The 19660-nt window shown below is 59.5% G+C and carries 16 protein-coding genes; 14 read left to right on the forward strand and 2 right to left on the reverse strand.

The window, feature by feature from the left end; all coding sequences use genetic code 11:
* Nucleotides 1-22 precede the first annotated feature (22 nt).
* The 7 genes from ACTRW9_RS08925 (at nt 23) to ACTRW9_RS08955 (ending at nt 10300) form a co-directional block, all read left to right on the forward strand.
* Nucleotides 23-955: an ABC transporter permease gene (locus tag ACTRW9_RS08925; RefSeq protein ID WP_442426335.1), complete on the forward strand. Its 933-nt coding sequence runs from the start codon at nt 23-25 to the stop codon at nt 953-955.
* 13 nt (nt 956-968) lie between these two features.
* Entirely contained in the window at nt 969-2927 is a 1959-nt protein-coding gene (locus tag ACTRW9_RS08930) for an ATP-binding cassette domain-containing protein (RefSeq protein WP_442429074.1), read from the forward strand.
* Nucleotides 2924-3472, forward strand: a complete 549-nt coding sequence (locus ACTRW9_RS08935) for an SAM-dependent methyltransferase (RefSeq protein ID WP_442429075.1) — start codon at nt 2924-2926, stop codon at nt 3470-3472. The genes ACTRW9_RS08930 and ACTRW9_RS08935 overlap by 4 nt, the downstream gene beginning before the upstream one ends.
* A gap of 177 nt (nt 3473-3649) precedes the next feature.
* Nucleotides 3650-4744 (forward strand): response regulator, encoded by a 1095-nt coding sequence (locus ACTRW9_RS08940; protein WP_442429076.1) that lies wholly within the window; start codon nt 3650-3652, stop codon nt 4742-4744.
* A gap of 159 nt (nt 4745-4903) precedes the next feature.
* The gene (locus ACTRW9_RS08945) at nt 4904-7552 is read left to right on the forward strand and encodes a valine--tRNA ligase (protein ID WP_442429077.1); all 2649 of its coding nucleotides are present in this window, start codon (nt 4904-4906) and stop codon (nt 7550-7552) included.
* Nucleotides 7553-7608: 56 nt separating this feature from the next.
* Complete coding sequence (gene pepF / locus ACTRW9_RS08950; protein ID WP_442429078.1) at nt 7609-9417, forward strand: oligoendopeptidase F; 1809 nt, start codon at nt 7609-7611, stop codon at nt 9415-9417.
* Nucleotides 9418-9529: 112 nt separating this feature from the next.
* Nucleotides 9530-10300, forward strand: a complete 771-nt coding sequence (locus ACTRW9_RS08955) for a hypothetical protein (RefSeq protein ID WP_442425900.1) — start codon at nt 9530-9532, stop codon at nt 10298-10300.
* Here the strand turns inward: ACTRW9_RS08955 and dacB are convergent.
* On the reverse strand, nt 10290-11810 hold the full coding sequence (gene dacB, locus ACTRW9_RS08960; protein WP_442429079.1) for a D-alanyl-D-alanine carboxypeptidase/D-alanyl-D-alanine endopeptidase: 1521 nt from the start codon (nt 11808-11810) through the stop codon (nt 10290-10292). The two genes, ACTRW9_RS08955 and dacB, sit on opposite strands and share 11 nt — an antisense overlap.
* 188 nt (nt 11811-11998) lie before the next feature.
* Between dacB and ACTRW9_RS08965 the strand changes: the two genes are divergently transcribed.
* Nucleotides 11999-12997, forward strand: a complete 999-nt coding sequence (locus ACTRW9_RS08965; protein WP_442429080.1) for an adenosine kinase — start codon at nt 11999-12001, stop codon at nt 12995-12997.
* 14 nt (nt 12998-13011) lie between these two features.
* On the opposite strand, the gene ACTRW9_RS08970 is transcribed toward ACTRW9_RS08965, so the two are convergent.
* A complete protein-coding gene (locus tag ACTRW9_RS08970) occupies nt 13012-14076 on the reverse strand; it encodes a hypothetical protein (RefSeq protein ID WP_442429081.1) in 1065 nt (354 codons plus the stop codon).
* Between the two features lie 128 nt (nt 14077-14204).
* On the opposite strand from ACTRW9_RS08970, the gene ACTRW9_RS08975 reads away from it, so the two are divergent.
* The 6 genes from ACTRW9_RS08975 (at nt 14205) to ACTRW9_RS09000 (ending at nt 19650) form a co-directional block, all read left to right on the forward strand.
* Nucleotides 14205-14531 (forward strand): hypothetical protein, encoded by a 327-nt coding sequence (locus ACTRW9_RS08975; protein WP_442429082.1) that lies wholly within the window; start codon nt 14205-14207, stop codon nt 14529-14531.
* Between the two features lie 46 nt (nt 14532-14577).
* Nucleotides 14578-15222 carry an HAD-IA family hydrolase gene (locus ACTRW9_RS08980; RefSeq protein WP_442429083.1) on the forward strand — a complete coding sequence of 215 codons (645 nt, stop codon included), beginning with the start codon at nt 14578-14580 and terminating at the stop codon, nt 15220-15222.
* Nucleotides 15223-15426: 204 nt separating this feature from the next.
* Nucleotides 15427-16845 (forward strand): UDP-N-acetylmuramate:L-alanyl-gamma-D-glutamyl-meso-diaminopimelate ligase, encoded by a 1419-nt coding sequence (mpl, locus tag ACTRW9_RS08985; protein WP_442429084.1) that lies wholly within the window; start codon nt 15427-15429, stop codon nt 16843-16845.
* A complete protein-coding gene (locus ACTRW9_RS08990) occupies nt 16842-17939 on the forward strand; it encodes a hypothetical protein (RefSeq protein ID WP_442429085.1) in 1098 nt (365 codons plus the stop codon). Before mpl ends, ACTRW9_RS08990 begins: the two co-directional genes overlap by 4 nt.
* A gap of 103 nt (nt 17940-18042) precedes the next feature.
* Complete coding sequence (locus ACTRW9_RS08995) at nt 18043-18951, forward strand: radical SAM protein (protein ID WP_442429086.1); 909 nt, start codon at nt 18043-18045, stop codon at nt 18949-18951.
* Between the two features lie 150 nt (nt 18952-19101).
* Nucleotides 19102-19650 carry a thioredoxin family protein gene (locus ACTRW9_RS09000; protein WP_442429087.1) on the forward strand — a complete coding sequence of 183 codons (549 nt, stop codon included), beginning with the start codon at nt 19102-19104 and terminating at the stop codon, nt 19648-19650.
* The last annotated feature ends 10 nt before the right edge of the window (nt 19651-19660 follow it).

Raw genomic sequence — 19660 nt, forward strand, 5'->3', positions numbered from 1 at the left:
CGAATCCCTCGCCGCCGAAGGCATGGTGCCGGAGGAGACTCCGTTCCAGGAACGCTGGCGCATCTTAAGTCGAGACAAGATGGCGCTGGCGTCGATGTGGTTCCTCGCGTTCCTGTTCGTCGTTGCGGTCGGCGGCAAACTGCTGACCATGCACCACGACCGGTTCGATCCCACCACCGTGCGGCTGGCGGAAAAATTCAAGCCGCCCATGACTCCCTACAACACGGAACTGGTGAAGCCCGACGAACGGCCTTTCATGGGCATCTATCTGCTGGGTACGGACGAGCTGGGGCGTGACGTGTTCGCGCGCATGCTGGAGGGGACCTTCGTGTCGCTCACCGTCGGCTTCGTCGCCGTCGGCATCTCCGTCACCGTCGGTATATTCTTCGGCGGGCTTGCCGGGTATTACGGCCGGGTGCGGCTGGGATTCATCACCGTGGACACGCTCATCATGCGCTTCGTGGACATCATGCTGTGCTTCCCGACATTCTTTCTCATCCTCACCGTGGTGGCGCTGTTGCCGCCCAGCATTTACAACATCATGATCGTCATCGGCCTGACCAGCTGGATGGGCACGGCCCGCCTGGTGCGCGCGGAGTTCCTTTCACTCCGCGAGCAGGACTACGTCCTGGCCGCCAAGAGCCAGGCCATTCCGGAAATGCGCATCATCTTTCAACACATCGTGCCGAACGCCATCGCCCCGGTGCTGGTGTCCGCCACCATCGGCGTCGCCACGGCCATCCTCACCGAGTCGGCGTTGAGCTTCCTGGGTTTCGGGGTGCAACCGCCGGACGCGACATGGGGGAATATCCTGTCCGACGGCAAGGCCTTCATCTTTGACGCACCGTGGCTGACCTTCATCCCGGGCTTCACCATCCTGTTCGTGGTGCTGGCGTTCAACCTGTTCGGCGAAGGCCTGCGCGAAGCCTACAACCCCAAACTCCGCCAGCGATGATTTCTTTCAATTCATGATCCAACTTCAGAACCTCAAAAAACAATACGGGCCGAAGGTGCTGTTCGACGGCGTCGGGTTCCACCTGAAACCCGGCGAGCGAGTCGGCCTCGTCGGCGAAAACGGCATGGGCAAGACGACCCTGTTCCGCGTCATCGTCGGGCAGGAGGAGGTCGATGCCGGAATCGTTCATATCCGCAAGGGCGCGCGCGTGGCCATGCTTTCGCAGGAGCTGGAGACGGTGAATCAAACCGTGCTTGAACGCGTGGTGGAGGGCGATGCGCGTTTCGCCGAAGTGCAGAGGGAAATGGAACGCCTGCAAAACGACACGGCGTTCCACGACAGCAGACCGGAGGAATGGAGCCGGCGCTACGGCGACCTGCAACACGAGTTCGAACGCCACGGCGGCTACGAACGCGAGTCACGGGCGCAGTCGATTTTGTCCGGACTCGGTTTCCGCGCCGAACAGGTGCAAAAACCGCTGGAGACGTTTTCCGGCGGCTGGCGCATGCGCGCCGAGCTGGCGCGCCTGCTGTTGCAAAGCCCGGACGTGCTCCTGCTCGACGAACCGACCAACCACCTCGACCTGCAATCGGTGGTGTGGCTGGAATCATTCCTGAAATCGTATGAAGGCAGTCTGCTTTTGATCTCGCACGATCGCCGGTTCCTGAACGCGCTGGCGGGACGCATTGCGGAACTCGACCGCGGCAAACTCACGGTGTACACGGGCAACTACGACGACTACGAACGGCAGAAGGCCGAGCGCATCGCGCAACTGGAGGCCGAAGCCGCCAACCAGCAGCGACGCGTCGCCGAGATCGAGCGGTTCGTCGAACGCTTCCGCGCCAAGAACACGAAGGCGACGCAGGTGCAAAGCCGCATCAAGCAGTTGGAGAAGATGGAACGGGTGGAGACCCACCGCGGCACCAAGACCATCCACTTCCGTTTTCCGCAACCGGGCAGGACGGGCAGAATCGTCGCGCGCCTGGAAAACGTGGACAAGGCATACGGACCCGTCACCGTCTACCGCGATTTTTCCATCCAGATCGAGCGCGGCATGAAGATCGCGCTGGTCGGACCCAACGGCGCCGGGAAATCGACGCTCCTCAAACTGCTGGCGGGCCAGGTGCCCGCCGACGCCGGGACCCTCGAGCTCGGCCACAACGTGACGCGCGCCTACTACGCCCAGCACCACGTCGAGACGCTGAACCCGAAGCACACCGTGTTGCAGTCTTTGGACGAAACCGCACCGCAATTGACCCTGACCGGGCAGAGGAACATCCTGGGCGCGTTCCTGTTTTCCGGCGACGACGTGGACAAGAAAGTCGGTGTGCTCTCCGGCGGCGAGCGCTCGCGCCTGTCGCTGGCGCGCATGCTGGCCGCGCCCGCGCCGTTTCTCCTGCTGGACGAACCGACCAACCACCTCGACATCCGCTCGTGCGAAATCCTCGCGGCGGCGCTTTCTGATTTCGACGGCACGGTGGTGACCATCTCGCATGACCGCTATTTCCTCGACGGCCTCATCAACCGCGTATGGGAGGTGGACGGCGGGCAGGTGAAGGAATACCTCGGCAACTTCAGCCATTACGAATGGATGAAACGAAAAGAGGAAGAACGCGCGGCGGAGGCGGAATCGAAATCGCCTTCATCTGAGATTGCCACCCCCGCACGCCGGGACAAGGAACAGAAACGCAAGGAGGCGGAGGAACGCAACCGGCGCTACCGTCAGTTGAAGCCGCTCAAGGAACGCGCCGAGGCGCTGGAGAAAAAACTGGAGGACGTGATGGGCGAAAAGGCCGAACTGGAAGAACGGCTCGCCGACGCCGACATCTACCAGGACCGCAACAAGGACACACTCATGCAGGCCCTCACCCGGCAGAAAGAATTGACTGCCGAGGAAAACGCCCTGCTCACCGAATGGGATCGGGTCCACTACGAGATCGAAGCCCTCTCCGACAACGCCTCCACCCCATGATCGCCGAAGTCGCCTCCTTCCTGCTCCTCGCACTGGCGCTTCTTCTCGCGGGGGTGGTGCTGGTGCCACTGATCTACGGCGCCCCGTGGCACTGGACCGGGAAAGCCACCCTGCGCCGCGCACTGGACCTGGCCGACGCCCAACCCGGCGAGACGCTGGTCGATCTCGGATCCGGCGACGGACGCGTGCTCATCACCGCCGCCCGCGATTACGGCCTGAAAGGGGTGGGGATCGAGATCGATCCCGTCAAGGTCTGGATCTCCCGCCTATGGGCGAAACTGTCGGGCGTGAGCGACCGCGTTGTGGTCCACCGGGGCAACATGGTGGACCACCCCTGCAAAGAAGCCGATATCGTGTACCTCTACCTCACCCACCAGGCAGTGGACCGCCTGTTTCCGGCGCTGTTTGCATCGCTCAAACCCGGTGCCCGGGTGGTGACCCGGAGCTTCTGCCTGCCGGGCCTGCGCCCGGACAAAACCGATTGCGGTGGCACGCTCTTCCTTTATACTGGACGGAAAGGACAGAACGTGGACGGATACCGCTGATTCCCGGAAATTGGGCCTGCGGCGAAACTACAGTTTTCGCGTAAACCGCCGATATGGTAATAGTTTCCAACTCCTTATGCTATAATCCGGGTATCCAGACCAAGTGTTTTTGAGTGGGAGCCCCGGTGCCGGAGGTCCGTTGGTTATCGGTGATCCCGTGATTCCAAGGTTGCAGACATGAAACTCAAAATCCTCGTCGCCGACGACAGCATCAGCATCCAGAAACTGGTGGCCATGGCCTTCTACAACGAAGACATGGAAGTCGAGGGCATCAGCGACGGCGTCAAGGCGTTCAATTACCTTTCCGATTACAAGCCCGATCTCGTCATGGCCGACATCTATCTCCCCGGCATGAACGGCTTCGAGCTGTCCAAGAAAATCAAAAATTCCGACGAATTCCAGAACATCCACGTCCTGCTCTTGACCAGCGATTTCGAGGAACTGGACGAGATCATGTACGCCGACTCGGAAGCCGACGGCCACATCTCAAAACCGTTCAAGACCGACGAAATCATCCGCACCGTGAAACGGCTTCTGGACGGCAGCGCGGCGCCGCAACCCTCCGGAGTGGAAGAGGACGAAGAATACGAAATCGAGGGATTCGATCCCGATTCCGAGGTGGAAGTGGAAGTGGTGGATGCCGGGGACGAAATTGAAGTGGAAGCGGTGGATGAAGAGAACGAGGGCGATGGACCGAAATGGATTGAGCTCTCGCCCGAAGACCTCGTTCCTCCGGACACTTCCCAAAAAGAGGAACCCCAGTCCGAAACCGCGGTAGATGCCGTTTCGGAATCTGATGAATCCGGCGACTCGATGCCCCCTGCCGTGCCTGACAGGCGGCAACGGCAGGCTGCTTTTCAGGAATCCCTGGATGAACTGGACCGGTTTTTCCATCAGTTGACGGAATCTACCGCAAGCCAGGCACCCGCCGAGGAAGAGGATGCCGCCGAAACACGGATCGAATCCCCGCACCACCCGGACCTGATCCAGGAAGCGCTGGCGATGATGGGCGAGGAGTCGCCTTCCTCCAACGGCGGCAATACATCCAACGCCACCAAAGTGGCGCCGGTACCCGTACCCGGACTCAACGGCGACCCCCTGCAGGAGGTTGTGCACCAGCACATTCGTTCGACCCTGAGAACGGAGATGGCCGGCCTTTCCGGCACCATCCGCGAAACCGTGCGGCAGGTGGTGGAGGAAGTGGCGCCCGACATCATCCGCGAGGTGATTCAGGAAGAAATCGCACGTCTCAAAAAGTCGGAAACCCTCTGATCCCGATCCTGGAAGCCCTGACACTCGGTTCCAAACCAGCCGCCGGTCGGCCCGGACGCACCGCCCTTAAAAAAATCGCTTTGAGATTTAAAGGGCCGGTGGCACACTTTCATTCCCCGTCATGACCTTGGGACACACGAAACACCCTTTTTTCAGTTTATGATTCAACTCGACAAGAAATACCAGCCGCAGGAAGTGGAGGACAAGTGGCTCCGCCACTGGGCGGAACACCGCCTGGCCCACGCCGATGAAACCCGGGACAGCGAGACCTTCTGCATGGTCATCCCGCCGCCCAACATCACCGGCTCCCTGCACATCGGCCACGCCTTCAACAACACCCTGCAGGACATCCTCGCCCGCTGGAAACGCATGCAGGGGAAAAACACCCTGTGGCAGCCGGGCACCGACCATGCCGGCATCGCCACGCAGAACGTGGTCGAACGCCAGCTCGCCGCCGAAGGCACGACGCGCCACGACATCGGCAGGAAAGCCTTCATCGAACGCGTGTGGAAATGGAAGGGCGAATCCGGCGGCAACATCAACAAGCAGCTGGTGCGGCTGGGCTGTTCGCTGGACTGGGAACGCGACCGCTTCACCATGGACGAGGGCCTGTCCAGGGCGGTGCGCGAAGTGTTCGTCACGCTCTATGAAGACGGGCTCATCTACAAGGGCGACTACATCATCAACTGGTGCCCGCGTTGCCAGACCGCGCTGTCCGATCTCGAAGTCGAGTACCAGGAAAAACAGGGGCACCTGTACCACATCCGCTATCCGTTCCAGAATGGAGGGGATCATGTCACCGTCGCCACCACGCGTCCGGAGACCATGCTGGGCGACACCGCGGTGGCCATCAACCCGGAAGACGAACGCCACACCGGGCGGGGCGGCAAGGTTCTTCTGCTCCCCATCCTCAATCGCGAACTGCCGATCATCGAGGACAGCTACGTCGATACCGAATTCGGCACCGGGGCGTTGAAAGTGACCCCGGCACACGACCCGAACGACTTCGAACTCGGTCGCCGGCACAATCTGCAATCAATCAACGTCCTGCATCCGGACGGCACCATGAACAGCGAAGCGGGACCGTTTGAAGGCCAGGACCGCTTCGAGGCAAGGAAGAATGTCGTCGAGGCCCTCAAGGACCGCGACCTGCTGGAGAAGATCGAAGACCACACCCATTCCGTCGGCCACTGTTACCGTTGCAAAACGGTGGTCGAGCCGTACCTTTCCAAACAGTGGTTTGTGAAGACCGAGCCGCTGGCCAAACCGGCCATCGAGGCGGTGCGCAGCGAACAGATCAAGATCGTCCCCAAATTCTGGGAAAACACGTACTTCGAGTGGATGGAAAACATCCGCGACTGGTGCATCAGCCGCCAGATCTGGTGGGGTCACCAGATCCCCGCGTGGACCTGCGGCGACTGCGGCAAGTTCACCGTCGCGCGGGAAACCCCGGACGCCTGCAAGCACTGCGGTGGCAAGAAACTCACGCAGGAAACCGACGTTCTCGACACCTGGTTCAGTTCCGCCCTGTGGCCGTTTTCGACCCTGGGCTGGCCGGAGCAGACCGAAACGCTGAAGAAATTCTACCCGACGACGGTGCTCTGCACCGGCTTCGACATCCTGTTCTTCTGGGTGGCGCGCATGATCATGATGGGCCTCCGCTTCCGGAAGGACATCCCGTTCGAGTACGTGTACATCCACGCCCTCATTCGTGATGCCGAGGGACAGAAGATGAGCAAGACCAAGGGCAACGTCATCGATCCTTTGGTCATGATGGACAAGTACGGCACCGATGCGCTTCGCTTCACTCTGACGGCGTTCGCCGCGCAGGGACGCGACATCAAGCTCGCCGAGGACCGCATCGACGGCTACCGCAATTTCTGCAACAAGCTGTGGAACGCATCGCGCTTTGTGTTCATGAACCTGGAGGACTACACCGGCACCTGCGACCTTCAGGAGCACACCGACCGCAGTCTCGCCGACCGCTGGATCCTGAGCCGTCTGAACAAAACCTGCACCGAGGTCAACGCGGCGCTGGAGGCGTTCCGCTTCAACGACGCGGCCAACGCGATCTACAAATTCCTGTGGAACGAATACTGCGACTGGTACATCGAGCTGTCGAAATCTCGCCTCAATGGCTCCGGGCCGGAACGCACCACCACGCAGAACGTCATGCTTTACGTGCTGGAGTCGTCGCTGAAACTCCTGCACCCCATCATGCCGTTCATCACCGAAGAGATCTGGCAGAAACTGCCCCGCGAGGGTGTGAGCATCATGGTCGCGCGTTACCCGTCGCCCGATTCCACGCTGAACGACGAAAACGCGGAAAAGGCATTGCAGGTGGTGATGGACGTCATCACCCGGGTGCGCAACATCCGCGGCGAAATGAATTTCAATCCCGGTCAGATGCTGGATGTCCACATCAGGACATTCGATAAAGACCAGGAGAGCTTGCTCGAAAGTAACAAAGCGTATATCAGGGATTTGGCCCGGGTTTCGGAAATGATTCTCGGTCCCAATATCGAAAAACCGAAAGCGGCCGCGTCCGCCGTTTTAACGGGTCTGGAGCTGTATGTTCCCCTGAAAGGGTTGATGGATTTCGACGAGGAAAAAAAGCGGGTCGAAAAAGAGTTGAAAAAAATCGACAAAGACATGGTATTCTTGAAGCAGAAACTATCCAACCCAAACTTCGTTGACAAGGCGCCTCCCGAAGTCATCGCAAAGGATCAGCAAAGGCTTGAAGAGTTGTCCGAAAAGCAGGCCAAATTGCAGGTTCATTTAAAAACGATTGTTGAAGCGACGTCCTGATTCAATCCCCTGTATCGTATTGACGTCTTGATTTTGTTTCGTGGCCGGACTCACGCATGGATGCCACCAGTGAACTGTTGACCCGTGACCAGGTTCCCGAGAACGCAAAGTGGGACCTGCAGGGCCTCTACTCCTCGAATGAAACGTGGGAAGCGGATTTCCTCTCGTTGGAATCTCAACTGGAAACCTACGCAACCTATCAGGGAACGCTTGGGGAGTCCCCCGCACGGCTGAAGCAGTGCCTCAAATTCGACATGCAGTTCTCGCAGACGCTGGATGCGGTTTACACCTACGCGCACCTTCGAAGTGACGAGGACAAGACGCATCCCGGCAACCAGGCGAATCACGAACGGGTGTCGCGGCTGCTCACGCAATACCAGCAGGCACGCAGTTTCATCAGTCCGGAGTTGATGGCGATTCCGGAAGAGACCATGAAGAAGTTCCTGGAAGACCCGGAACTGGAGTTCTTCCGTTTTCATCTCGAAAAGGAACTGCGGTACCGTCCGCACACGTTGCCGAAATCCGAAGAAGAGCTGTTGGCCTCGGCGTCGGAGGTGGCACAGTCGCCGCAAAAAGCGTTCACCATGCTGGACAACGCCGACCTGCAACTGGGGTCAGTGGAAGACGCCGAGGGGCGCCGGATCACGATCACGCACGGCAATCTGCAAAGCCTTCTGCAGAATTACGACCGCAACCTGCGCAAAAACACGTTTGAGACGTTTTACAAGGCCTACGAGGGACACCAGCACACGTATGCTGCTTTACTGGCAGGAAGCATCAAGAAGGACATCTTTTTCGCACAGGCGCGGAAGTTTCCATCGGTTCGCGAGAAGGCGCTGTTTTCGGAAAACATTCCGGTAGAGGTGTATGACAACCTGATCGACAGCGTGCACAACAACCTGAAACCGCTGTACAAGTATTTCGACCTGCGCAAGCGCGTGCTTGAACTCGATGAACTGCACGTGTACGACGGAAGCGTGCCGCTGGTGCGCGACTTCAAGTGGGAGATGCCCTACGAAGAGGCGGTGGAGGACATCGCCCAGGCTCTCGCGCCCCTGGGGGAAGAATACGTCAACATCCTCAAGCGCGGCCTGCTCGACGAGCGCTGGGTGGACCGTTACGAAAACAAGGGCAAGCGCAGTGGCGCGTATTCATCCGGATGTTACGACTCGAACCCGTTCATCCTGATGAATTACCACAGCGACCACATCAACAGCGTCTATACGCTGGCGCACGAGGCCGGTCACTCGATGCACACGTACCTGTCGAAGAAAAACCAGCCGTTTCTGTACGCGGACTACACGATCTTTGTGGCGGAGGTGGCATCCACCTTCAATGAAGCGTTGTTGACCCGCTATTACCTCGGCCGCGAATTGAGCCGGGAGATGAAGATCTACCTGCTCTGCCGGGAAATCGACAATTTTCGCGGCACCCTGTACCGGCAGACCATGTTTGCCGAGTTCGAACACCGCATTTACGCGGCGGCGGAAGCCGGAAAACCGCTCACCGTGGACACCTTCAAGGAGCTGTACCACGAACTGCTGACGGTTTACTTCGGCGAGGGGGTCACACTGGACCCGTACCTCGACCTGGAATGCTTCCGCATCCCGCATTTTTATTTCGGCTTTTACGTGTACAAGTACGCAACGGGCATTTCCGCCGCGTACGCACTGGCCGAACGGGTGACCTCCGGCGGCGACGCCGAACTGGCGGACTACCTGGGCTTTTTGAAGTCGGGCGGCTCCGCTTACCCGATCGACCTCCTCCGCAACGCCGGGGTGGACATGGGTTCGCCAAAACCCGTCGAAACCGCGCTCGGCAAGTTCGCCGACCTGGTGGATCAGCTTGAAGCGCTGATGGGTTGAAGCTTCGCCCCCGGCCAAAAACGCGGACGGTCAAACAGTCCCGGTTCGACAATCCCTATACAACAGAGACCCGTCGTGCCGATTAAAAACCTTTCGTAAAGGAACTCAGATCTTGCGAAATTCCAATTCCACGAACCAACCCAACCGGCAGAACAAAAACCGTCCCCGGTCCGGGAAAAACAACGACCAGGGCAACCGTCAGCGTTCTCAAGGCCCCGCCCGCAACCGGCAGGCCACGGAAATGTGGATGGACTCGAAGACCCTGACCTCGCACATACCTCAGGCAAACCGGTCCAACCAGCAATCCAACGGACGCCGCAACGATTCCCAGAACAACGGCAACGGCCGTAATAAAAACCGCAACCAGAACGGTCCGCAGAAAAACCGCGCGGCGAACCCGAGACAGGACAATCAGAACCGGCCGCGCAACGACCGCAATCAATCCCGTCCGGCACAACAGACCGAGCCGCGCGCCAAAACCGCGCCGAGCAACGGCGATACCGCTTCGTCCGCTCCGTCGGGCAAACTGGTTGCGGGCATCGAACCGTTCGAACTGTTCTGCGCGTACCACCTGGGCATCACCCGCGAAAAGGGTTACAAGCCGTCCAACATCAACGAGGTCGCACGGCGCTTCAACACGGAACCGGCATCGGTCAAGCAGGCCCTGCAGGAATACGACATGGACCCGGGTTCTCTGCTCGATCGCGATTTCGACATGGCGCTGGCGCAGTTGGACATCCAGGTGGCTCCGGAGGGAGTGGACCGGAAGGAACTCGCCAAAAACATTTACGAGGATTTTCAGAACGCGCCGCGCGCCAAGCGGGACTGGAAAAAGCTGCTGGAAGAGGACAGGAAGGAAAACCAGAAGATTTTCAAGGATTGATTGGGAAGGTTTCCACCTTTTGGTTCGACGGTGCCCCTGCGTCCGCACCACCACTCCGTTTGAAACGCAGGGCCAGGTCCAGAATATCGTCCTCCAGCTTCATGGCCTTTCCGTTCGAACAATTCAAATCGTTCAATAAAATCGAAAACGCAAAGCGCTCTCCATCCATCGACTGAAAATACCCGGACAACGCACTGACGTGATTCAGTGTGCCCGTCTTCGCCCGGATTTTCTGCGCGTCCCGGATGCCGTTCATGCGGTCGATCACGCTGCCGTCGATGCCCATCACCCCCAGGGCGGCAATGAACTCCGGAAAGATGGCGAGGTCGCGGTACGCGTCCTCCAGCACCGCCACGATCTGATCCGGCGACACCATGTTCTGGCGCGACAGGCCCGATCCGTCCACCACGTTGTAACGGTCGCCATCGAATCCCAGGCTTCGCATGTACGCCTGCAACAGTTTCACACCGTTTTCCGTTGTCCCCGGTGCGCCGTACACATCCGCCGCCATCGTGCGAAGAATCTGCTCGGCGATGAAGTTGTTGCTGTATTTGTTGAGTCCGCGCAGGATGTCGGCCAGAGGAGGCGACTCGTGTTCGTAGAGAAGCCGCGCTCCATTCACCACGCGGCCGCGTTCCAGACCGCCTTCTACCGTCACCCCGGCCTGCTCGAGGTATTTGCGGAACACATGCAGGGTGTACCACTGGGGGTCGGTGACATTCAGGAAATATTTTTTGCGCGCCATGGTTTTCGGCAGGGTGCCGGTGACAATGATCTCATCGTACCCACGCCGCGGCAGCCGGTTGACGATCAACCGTTCGTGATCACGGCGGCTCTCTACTGTCCGGGCCGTGTTGTGGATGCGGATGTATTCGGTCCCCGGGTCCACCACCACGACCGGCGGTTCACCCGCCACAGGTGCCGGTTCCACGTACACGGTGACCGTGTTGAAGTTGAACGACAACGCTCCCATCGGCGCGAGGTACGCCTCCGGTCCGCGATAATTCGCCCACGTCGCCACGCGGTCCTGGTCCTCAAAAAAATGATTGTCGGCGATGAGGTTGCCTTCAATTTTCGTGATCGGCAGGTTGCGCAGCCCGTTCACCAGCACCCACATCTGTTCCGTCACCAGCCACGGATCGCCGAAGCCCTTGATGAACAGATCGCCTTTCAGCGTATCGCCTTCGATCCTGCCGTTGGTGTACAGCCGCGTGAAGAACCGGTAATCCGGACCAACGCGTTTCAGCGCCATGGCGGAAGTGATCATCTTCATGTTGGAAGCGGGCGTGAACAGCACGTTGCTGTTTTTGGCAAGCAGCGTCGTTTTGCGTTCGAGTGAATACACCTTCATGCCGATGCGCGTGGTGCCGTTGCAGTCGCGGTCCAATACCGATTCGATGTCCGACCACAACTGAACGGCCGCGGGATCGTCATCCAAAGGTTGCGCGGACACGGAAACCGTCCACGCCAGCGCCGCGAGGAATACCAACAATTGATTGATTTTAATCATTTTATTCAACATGGCCTTCAGATTTTACAAAGGACCCGCGGGCATTGCAATCTTTCATTGGCTTCCACCCGGGGCAACGCCCGGGAACAACGCGTTTTTCGCCGCCCGGTTGACCTCCGCCGCCGCATGCGGTAGTTTTAAACCCTCACCCGGAATACAATGCATCCCATAACAAGGTTAGGAGGAACATGAGCTACGATTTGGTTGGCATCGGCAATGCGCTGGTGGACATTGAAGTGCGCGTCAAGGACGATTTCATACAACAGCACAAGTTCACCAAAGGGGGAATGACCCTGACCTCGCTGGAGGACCAGAACAAACTGCTGCAGGAATTCGACGGCGCGGCGCACAAAATCTCTTCCGGCGGATCGGCCGCCAACACCGTGCACGGCATGCGCGTGCTCGGCGCCAACACGTATTACCTCGGCCGCGTGGCCGACGACCGCTACGGCAAACACTACACGGAGGACATGCAGTCCTGCGGCGTGGGCTTTCCGGGTCCGGACGGGGCGGACACGGGCACCGGCACCTGCCTCATCCTCGTTACGCCCGACAGCGAACGCACCATGCTCACCAACCTGGGCATCTCCTGCGAACTGCACCCGGACAACGTGGACGAGACCATCGTCAAGACCGCCAAAACCGTTTACATCGAAGGCTACCTGTGGACCGGCGAGGAAACCCGTGCGGCGGCGGTCAAGATGGCCGACATCGCGCGCAAGAACCGCATCCCCGTTGCCTTCACCCTGAGCGACGCGTTCGTCGCCAATTCCTTCAAGGAAGACCTGCTCGATTTCATCCGGTGGAAAACCGACATCCTGTTCTGCAACGACGTCGAGGCCAAGGCCATGGCCGATTCGGATGATGCCGAAAAAGCGTTCGACAAATTGAAGCACCTTGCGGGAACCGTCTTCATGACGCGCGGCAAGGACGGCTCCTGGGTGGGCAAGGACGGCGATGACACCATTGCCGTCAACGCGTTCACGGTGAAGGCGGTGGACACCACCGGCGCGGGCGACCTCTACGCTGCAGGCGCGCTGTACGGACTCAACCAGGGCCTCAGCCTCAAGGAGTCGGCCATCATCGGTTCCTACTGCGCGGCCCAGGTGGTGACGCATTTCGGAGCGCGCATGCCTGCGCACTCGCACACGGACATCGACAAAATCCTGAAAAGTTATTCGGAGTGAGACCGGAAAGGATATCAGGGTTGCGGGCCGGTTTTCGGTCCGCCGGCCGTATCCTCGGGGGGTGTTTGCGGAATGTATTTGGCCACCCAGGCCCGGCAGTGCTGCGGTGCCAGTTCGCGGAATCCTTTCAACCGGCCTCCCCAGTGCATGGCCAGCAGACGGTAACATTCGCGCGCCAGCAGGTCCTCCTTTTCGCGAAGCCGGTCGGCCTCGACCCGGATTGAAGTGCCCAGCCACGCGTCCTCGCCGAACACGCGCATGGCGGCAAACCGGAACGCACGGTAACCGTCTTCATAAAACTTGAGGGTGCGCTTCAGGTCGTCAGAGGAACCGGGCCGGTCGCCGTGCCCCGGCACGTAGGCGGTGAACTCCATCTGGCTCAGCCGTTCGAGCACCAGCACCCGGCGCTCGATGCCTTCGCCTTTCTCCAGGTGCGGCACCCAGTTGGGAATGGCCCGGTCCGGCAGCAACCCCACCTTGAGGTCGGACACGAGCACCAGCGTGTCGCCGTTGTCTTCGCCGCCGATGTGGTGCAATTCCAACGTCATAAACTCGGTTGCCAGCCGGTAATCGGTGCTGAAGCTCATATGCGGCAGGGGGACCTGTGCCGGGTTGTGCGCCTTCAGGCTGGCGGCGATGATCTCCTGCGCGATGACCGTCACCTTGTCGCCGAAGCGCGAGGCGTCACCGATGTGCCGCACGCTGTCCGTCGAATAGATAATCACCGTCACCGGGAGCTCCGTCACCTCACGCATGGCTTTTTTAATGAGTTCCGCCGCGCCGAAAAGGGGATCGGCCAGCACCACGCCGTCCGCCGTCACGGCAAACAGGGTGCAATCGGTGCCGTTGGAAAAAAAATACACGTCCTTGGCCAGCGGTTTCAGCAGGTAGCCTTTTTCCGGAAGCGTGACCGGTGCGCCCTCTTGTTGCGAAAACGCGGAAACGGATGGGATCAACGCGTGCAGGGGATGGTTTTCCTCTATAGCGCTTTTTTTAACGGCGGGTTTGGATGCACAGCCCCACCCCAAACCCGTAAGGAACAGAAACAAAAGAACGATCGCACGTCCGGCGAGATCCATTCGGCGGGGATTATACATTTTCGCGGGAATTTGATACACTGCTCGTGACTTTCTCCAAATACGAGGCGACTGTATACAAAGTATTGCAGGCATTCCGCCGCCTGGCAACCTAATTTGAGGAGGCCCCGATGGATCGACGACGCATTTCCCTTTTTGCTGGACTTGTGATGCTTATTGGACTGACCGCCTGCGGCACCGTGGGCCGCGACTTCGACAACTCGAACGTCGAAAACATCCACAACAACGTCACCACCAAATCCATGATCGAGGAATGGTTCGGTGAACCCCATTCCACCGGCCTGCAGAATGGGCTGATGATGTGGACGTATCAATACGACCGCTACAGCACGTTCGGCAAGGACTGCTCGAAGGAACTGGTCGTGCTGTTCGATGCGAACGAAAAAGTGAAAGCGTATCGCTACAGCACCAACATCGAAGAAGACAAGAAAGAATGACGCCCCCTCCCCCCGCCTTCCGGCGGGGCGGAACGCACCTTCCCTCATGACCCCTTTTTCGCTTTACGTGTTTGACTTCGACGGCACGCTCGTTGACACCAAGCTCGACATCGCCTATTCGGTCAACCTCGCCCTGCAGGAAATGGGACGCGAACCGTTGCCGAAAGAAGTCACCTTCGGCTACGTCGGCCGCGGCGTGCGCCACCTCATGACGCAGGCGCTGAACGGCGCCGGCGACGGCGACCTCGAACGCGCCGTCTCGCTGTTCATGAAGCATTACGAACAGCACCTGATGGACCAGACCGACTACTTTCCGCACTGCCGCGACATCCTTCAACACTATGCGGACAAACAGCTCGCCGTGGTGTCCAACAAACCGGAGAAATTTGTCGAGCGGATCCTGGTGGAGCTGAACAGCCGGGACGCTTTCCAGAGCGTTGTCGGCGGCGACTCGTTCGAGAACAAGAAACCGGACCCGATGGGCCTGCGCCACGTGATGCAGGTGGCGGGATTGAAACCGGAGGACGTGCTGATGGTGGGCGACAGCGAGGTGGACGTCGCCACCGCCCGAGCCGCAGGCGTGAAAGTGTGTGGCGTCACCTACGGCCACGCCACGCGGGAGGAAATGGCCTCCTACCACCCCGACTGGCTCATCGACGACATCCGCGAGATGAAAACGTTGTTTGAATAACGAGATTCCGCTTACCAGGTGGTAACGTAGATTTTCCTCTCAACTAATTACCCTGTTTTCTTTATAGGGAAAATTAGTTTCTCGCCCGTTGCTCCGCTCACAACCTGCCCCTGGGCATCCAACCTTTAACCTTTTGTATTCAAACCCTTTCCAATACAGTCGTTCTTGACTTTACGGTGGGTTGGGCCTAGAATTTCTGCTTCCATGAAATCCGAATCCGACGCCCCCCAATCCATCTACCTCATCGCCGTCTGCGGCACCGGGATGGCTTCGCTCGCGGGCCTGCTCAAAAAATCCGGCCACAGGGTGCTGGGCTCCGACGCCAACATCTACCCGCCGATGAGCACGCTGCTGGAACAGATGGGCATCGAGATTCGCCCCGGCTACCACGCGGACAACATCACAAACGACATCGACCTCGTTGTCATCGGCAACGCGGTCTCGAAGGACAACGCGGAAGTCGTCGCCGTCCAAAAAGCGGGCATCCCCTACATCTCCTTCCCGCAGGCCCTGGCGCGGTTCTTCCTGGAAGGACGCACGTCGCTCGTGGTCACCGGCACGCACGGCAAAACGACGACCACGGCGCTCCTCGCGTGGGTGTTCGAGGCGGCAGGACGCAAGCCGGGCTTCATGGTCGGCGGCTGGCACAAGAATTTCGACAGCAACCACCAGGTGCCGGAAGGCGACTTTTTCATCACCGAGGGCGACGAATACGACACGGCGTTCTTCGACAAGGGACCGAAGTTCCTGCACTACCGCCCGCACGGCGCGATACTGACCGGCATCGAGTTCGACCACGCGGACATCTACCGCGACCTCGACCACATCAAGGACGCCTTCCGCCGTTTCGTGGAAACCGTTGACCCGGAGGGCTTCCTTCTGGTGGAATGTTCCGATGGCAACGTCAAGGACGTGCTGGAGGGCGCGCGCTGCAAGGTGGAGACCTACGGCTTCTCCAAAGACGCGGACTGGCACATCGCTTCGTTCACCTGTAATGACGGCACCAGCGAGTTCGACCTGCACCATCAGGGACGTTACATCGCGCGGTTTTCCCTGCCGATGATCGGCTGGCACAACGTGCTCAACTGCGCGGCGGTGGTGGCGGTGGCGCACAACTCCGGAATTTCGGTGGAAGAGATCGCCTCGGCCCTGCCTTTCTTCAAAGGCATCAAGCGGCGGCAGGAGGTGATGGGCGAGGCGAACGGCGTGGTGGTGATCGACGATTTCGCGCACCACCCGACGGCGATCGACCTCACTCTCGACGCGGTGAAGGAAGCGTGGCCGGGGCGCACGCTGTGGGCGGTGTTCGAGCCGCGCTCAGCCACGTCCAAGCGCAACGTGTTTCAGTCGCGCTTTCCCGACAGCTTCCTGAAAGCGGACAGGACGGTGATCGCGGCCGTGCCTGCACCGGAAAAAATCAAGGACGATGAACGGCTGGACCCCGCCGCCGTCGCCGAGGCACTGCAGGCGCGCGGCAAAGAGGCCTGGCATATTGAAACGGTGGCGGATATCGTGGACCATATCGCGCAACACCACACGTCGAACGACGTCGTGCTGGTGATGTCGTCCGGCGGCTTCGACGGCATTCACCGGAAACTGCTCGACCGGCTGGGAGCACAATGAACACGCTTGGAAAACTGAAACTCGATCTGATGGGACGCGGCGTCGTGTTGCCTGAGGCAGTGCGCAGGGACGAACTCGTCGCCGCCTCGATGTACAAGGACCGTGGCCGCGACGAGCTGGCATTCCTGCTGTCGGAGGATTTCTTCGTGCGCGCGGCGGTACAAACGGAGGGCGCGGACAGCCCGACGCTTCATATCGAGAAAGACCGCTTCGTGCTCAGCCACGGCCCGAACGAAACCGGCGTGCGCCTCATCCCGCCACCGCAGTTTTTGCAGGTGGCCGATCCGGCGAAAAAACCGGTGGCGGCGAACATCCAGATGGACGGCTACTGCCTGAACCTGTTCCTGCGCGCCGACCCCAAAACCGAAAAGCTGAACATGCCGGAACGTGACATCATCGCCCTCATCCGTTCGGCGTTCGAGGAAGGCGTGGCCGACCTCGTGCAGTTGAACCTCGAGTTCTGCGAAAAGGAAGACCGCTGTCTGCACGCCATGACGCCGGTGATGAAAAGCATCAAGAAAAACTTCCGCACCTTCGTCGCCCTGCGCGGGTTCCTTCCGGACGACCTGGCGACCATCGACCACATGTACGCCGCCGGGGTGGACATCATGGTGTTCGCATTCACCGGGGCGGGTGCGTCGCAGGGAAAAGAACAACGCGCGCTGGAATATTCGACGGGCGTGTTCACGCCCGGTTCGGTGTTCATCGAGGTCGGGTTCGGGCACGGCGACCTGTCGGCGGTGCAGGACCAGATCTCCCAGCTGACGAAAATGGGCGTGATCCCTCTGCTCAAACTGCCGGAAGACGGCGTGCGCGATAAAGCCGAGTTCGAGCGCATCCACACGCTGGTAGAGCATCTCGCAAAGAGCGCGCAGAAGGATCGCCTCAACCTCAAATGGCTGTACCCGTCCGGGCGGATGGTGACGCCGCTCGACGCGCCGTTTTTCATGGAGCCGCCGGAGACCGCGCGGCTGGCCCTGCGGCCCGTGTACAAATCGCGCCTCGGCCGCACCGCGCTGGAAGGCTTCGCCGCCCTGCGCCGTAAATTGCGCGTCAAGAACATCAGCGATTCGTACGAGTCCGCCGGACTGTAAGTTCCTGTAAGGTTTCCTCCCCCGCTTCGACTCATCCTCACGCGGCCCCGATCCGGCCCTAATGGAGTTGATCCGCAAAATCCCTTTCTGTTAGGATTGCATTATGGAACTCGCACCGAAGGTCCCCATTCCAGAGCAGGCGCCGGTGATCGAAAAAGTCCCGGAAGTGCCGATGACGGGGCTCGAAACCCTGTGGCTCCAGATCGGCGGCACCCTGTGCAACCTCGCCTGCACGCACTGTTTCATCAGCTGTCACCCCAAAAACGACACCATCCCGTTCATGACGCTGGAACAGACGCGACTGCGGCTGGAGGAGTCGAAACGGCTCAACGTGCAGGATTACTACATCACCGGCGGCGAGGTGTTTCTGAACCCGGAGATCTTCGAAATCCTGGAAGCCATTCTCGAATACGGGCCGTGCACCATCCTCACCAACGGCCTGCTGTTGACGCCGAAACGCGTCGAGCGGCTGGCAGCCATTCAGGACAAGGCCGCGCACGTGATGCATTTCCGCGTCAGCCTCGACAGCCTCGATGAAAAGGAAAACGACGCCATCCGCGGCGAAAATTGTTTCCGCCTCGCGCTTCAGGGCATGGCCAACCTGTCGAAAGCGGGTTTTTCGACTCATCTGACGATGGTCCGCAGCTGGGACGACGAGGAAGACCCCGTCTGGGAGGAAAAAGCGCTCGCTTTCATGAAAGAGCACCACGTTCCCGACCCGCAGGTGAAGTTTCTTCCCGGCTTCCTGATGGGCGAACTGGCGCGAACGGAACGCGGTTATCACGAAAACGAACGCGTTACCGAAAAATGTTTCGAAAACTACCCCATCACCAGCCTGCAATGTTCGTCGTCGCGCATGGCCACTTCCCAGGGTGTGTACGTATGCCCGATCCTCGTTGAAGAACCGTCTGCGAAAATGGGCGACACGCTGGAGGAAACGATGCGCCCGTTTCCGCTGGATCATCCCGCGTGCTACACCTGCCGGATTTCCGGCATGACCTGCAAAAGCTGACCCTTCCTTATACAGCCTGTTTCGCGTTCCCATTTCCGGTTGAGTCCCCCCGGACCGCGTGCTAGCATGGATTCATTCCAGAATGCCACGCCCCAACGGGCGTCCGGCTCGCATGCATACCGGATTTTCATCCATAATAAGGAAAGCACCATGGCATTGGCCCACTCTACGATGGTTCCGCTGGGAACCCAGGCTCCCGACTTTTCCCTGCCCGGCACCGACGGCAAAACTTACTCGCTGGACAGTTTTAAAGACATCGAAGTGCTGGTGATCATTTTCATGTGCAACCACTGTCCGTACGTGAAAGCGGTGCTGCCGCGCCTCATCGACCTGCAGAACCAATTCGCAGACAAGAGCGTGCAGATCATCGGCATCAATTCGAACGATGCGGTGAAGTACCCGGACGACTCCATGGAAAACATGAAGAAGATCGCGAAGGAAAAGAACATCCCGTTTCCATACCTGTTCGACGAGACCCAGGCCGTGGCGAAAACGTACGACGCCGTGTGCACACCGGACATTTACGTTTTCGGTCCGGAACGGAAACTCCTGTACCGCGGCCGCATCGACGACAACTGGGAGCATCCGGAACAGGTCACACGGCGCGACCTGGAAGACGCCATCAACGCCATCCTCGATGGTCAGCCCATGCTGGAGGAACAGATTCCTTCGATGGGATGCTCCATCAAATGGAAATGAACGGATAACG

The organism is Nitrospina sp. 32_T5 (assembly GCF_052156635.1).
Classification (GTDB): Bacteria; Nitrospinota; Nitrospinia; order Nitrospinales; family Nitrospinaceae; genus Nitrospina.

Coding starts and splice junctions, on each gene's coding strand:
- ACTRW9_RS08995 (WP_442429086.1), top strand. CDS start 18,043: ATGGAACTCGCACCGAAGGTCCCCATTCCAGAGCAGGCGCCGGTGATC.
- ACTRW9_RS08965 (WP_442429080.1), top strand. CDS start 11,999: ATGAGCTACGATTTGGTTGGCATCGGCAATGCGCTGGTGGACATTGAA.
- ACTRW9_RS08970 (WP_442429081.1), bottom strand. CDS start 14,076: ATGGATCTCGCCGGACGTGCGATCGTTCTTTTGTTTCTGTTCCTTACG.
- ACTRW9_RS09000 (WP_442429087.1), top strand. CDS start 19,102: ATGGCATTGGCCCACTCTACGATGGTTCCGCTGGGAACCCAGGCTCCC.
- ACTRW9_RS08935 (WP_442429075.1), top strand. CDS start 2,924: ATGATCGCCGAAGTCGCCTCCTTCCTGCTCCTCGCACTGGCGCTTCTT.
- ACTRW9_RS08945 (WP_442429077.1), top strand. CDS start 4,904: ATGATTCAACTCGACAAGAAATACCAGCCGCAGGAAGTGGAGGACAAG.
- dacB (WP_442429079.1), bottom strand. CDS start 11,810: ATGATTAAAATCAATCAATTGTTGGTATTCCTCGCGGCGCTGGCGTGG.
- mpl (WP_442429084.1), top strand. CDS start 15,427: ATGAAATCCGAATCCGACGCCCCCCAATCCATCTACCTCATCGCCGTC.
- ACTRW9_RS08990 (WP_442429085.1), top strand. CDS start 16,842: ATGAACACGCTTGGAAAACTGAAACTCGATCTGATGGGACGCGGCGTC.
- ACTRW9_RS08930 (WP_442429074.1), top strand. CDS start 969: ATGATCCAACTTCAGAACCTCAAAAAACAATACGGGCCGAAGGTGCTG.
- pepF (WP_442429078.1), top strand. CDS start 7,609: ATGGATGCCACCAGTGAACTGTTGACCCGTGACCAGGTTCCCGAGAAC.
- ACTRW9_RS08940 (WP_442429076.1), top strand. CDS start 3,650: ATGAAACTCAAAATCCTCGTCGCCGACGACAGCATCAGCATCCAGAAA.
- ACTRW9_RS08925 (WP_442426335.1), top strand. CDS start 23: ATGGTGCCGGAGGAGACTCCGTTCCAGGAACGCTGGCGCATCTTAAGT.
- ACTRW9_RS08980 (WP_442429083.1), top strand. CDS start 14,578: ATGACCCCTTTTTCGCTTTACGTGTTTGACTTCGACGGCACGCTCGTT.
- ACTRW9_RS08975 (WP_442429082.1), top strand. CDS start 14,205: ATGGATCGACGACGCATTTCCCTTTTTGCTGGACTTGTGATGCTTATT.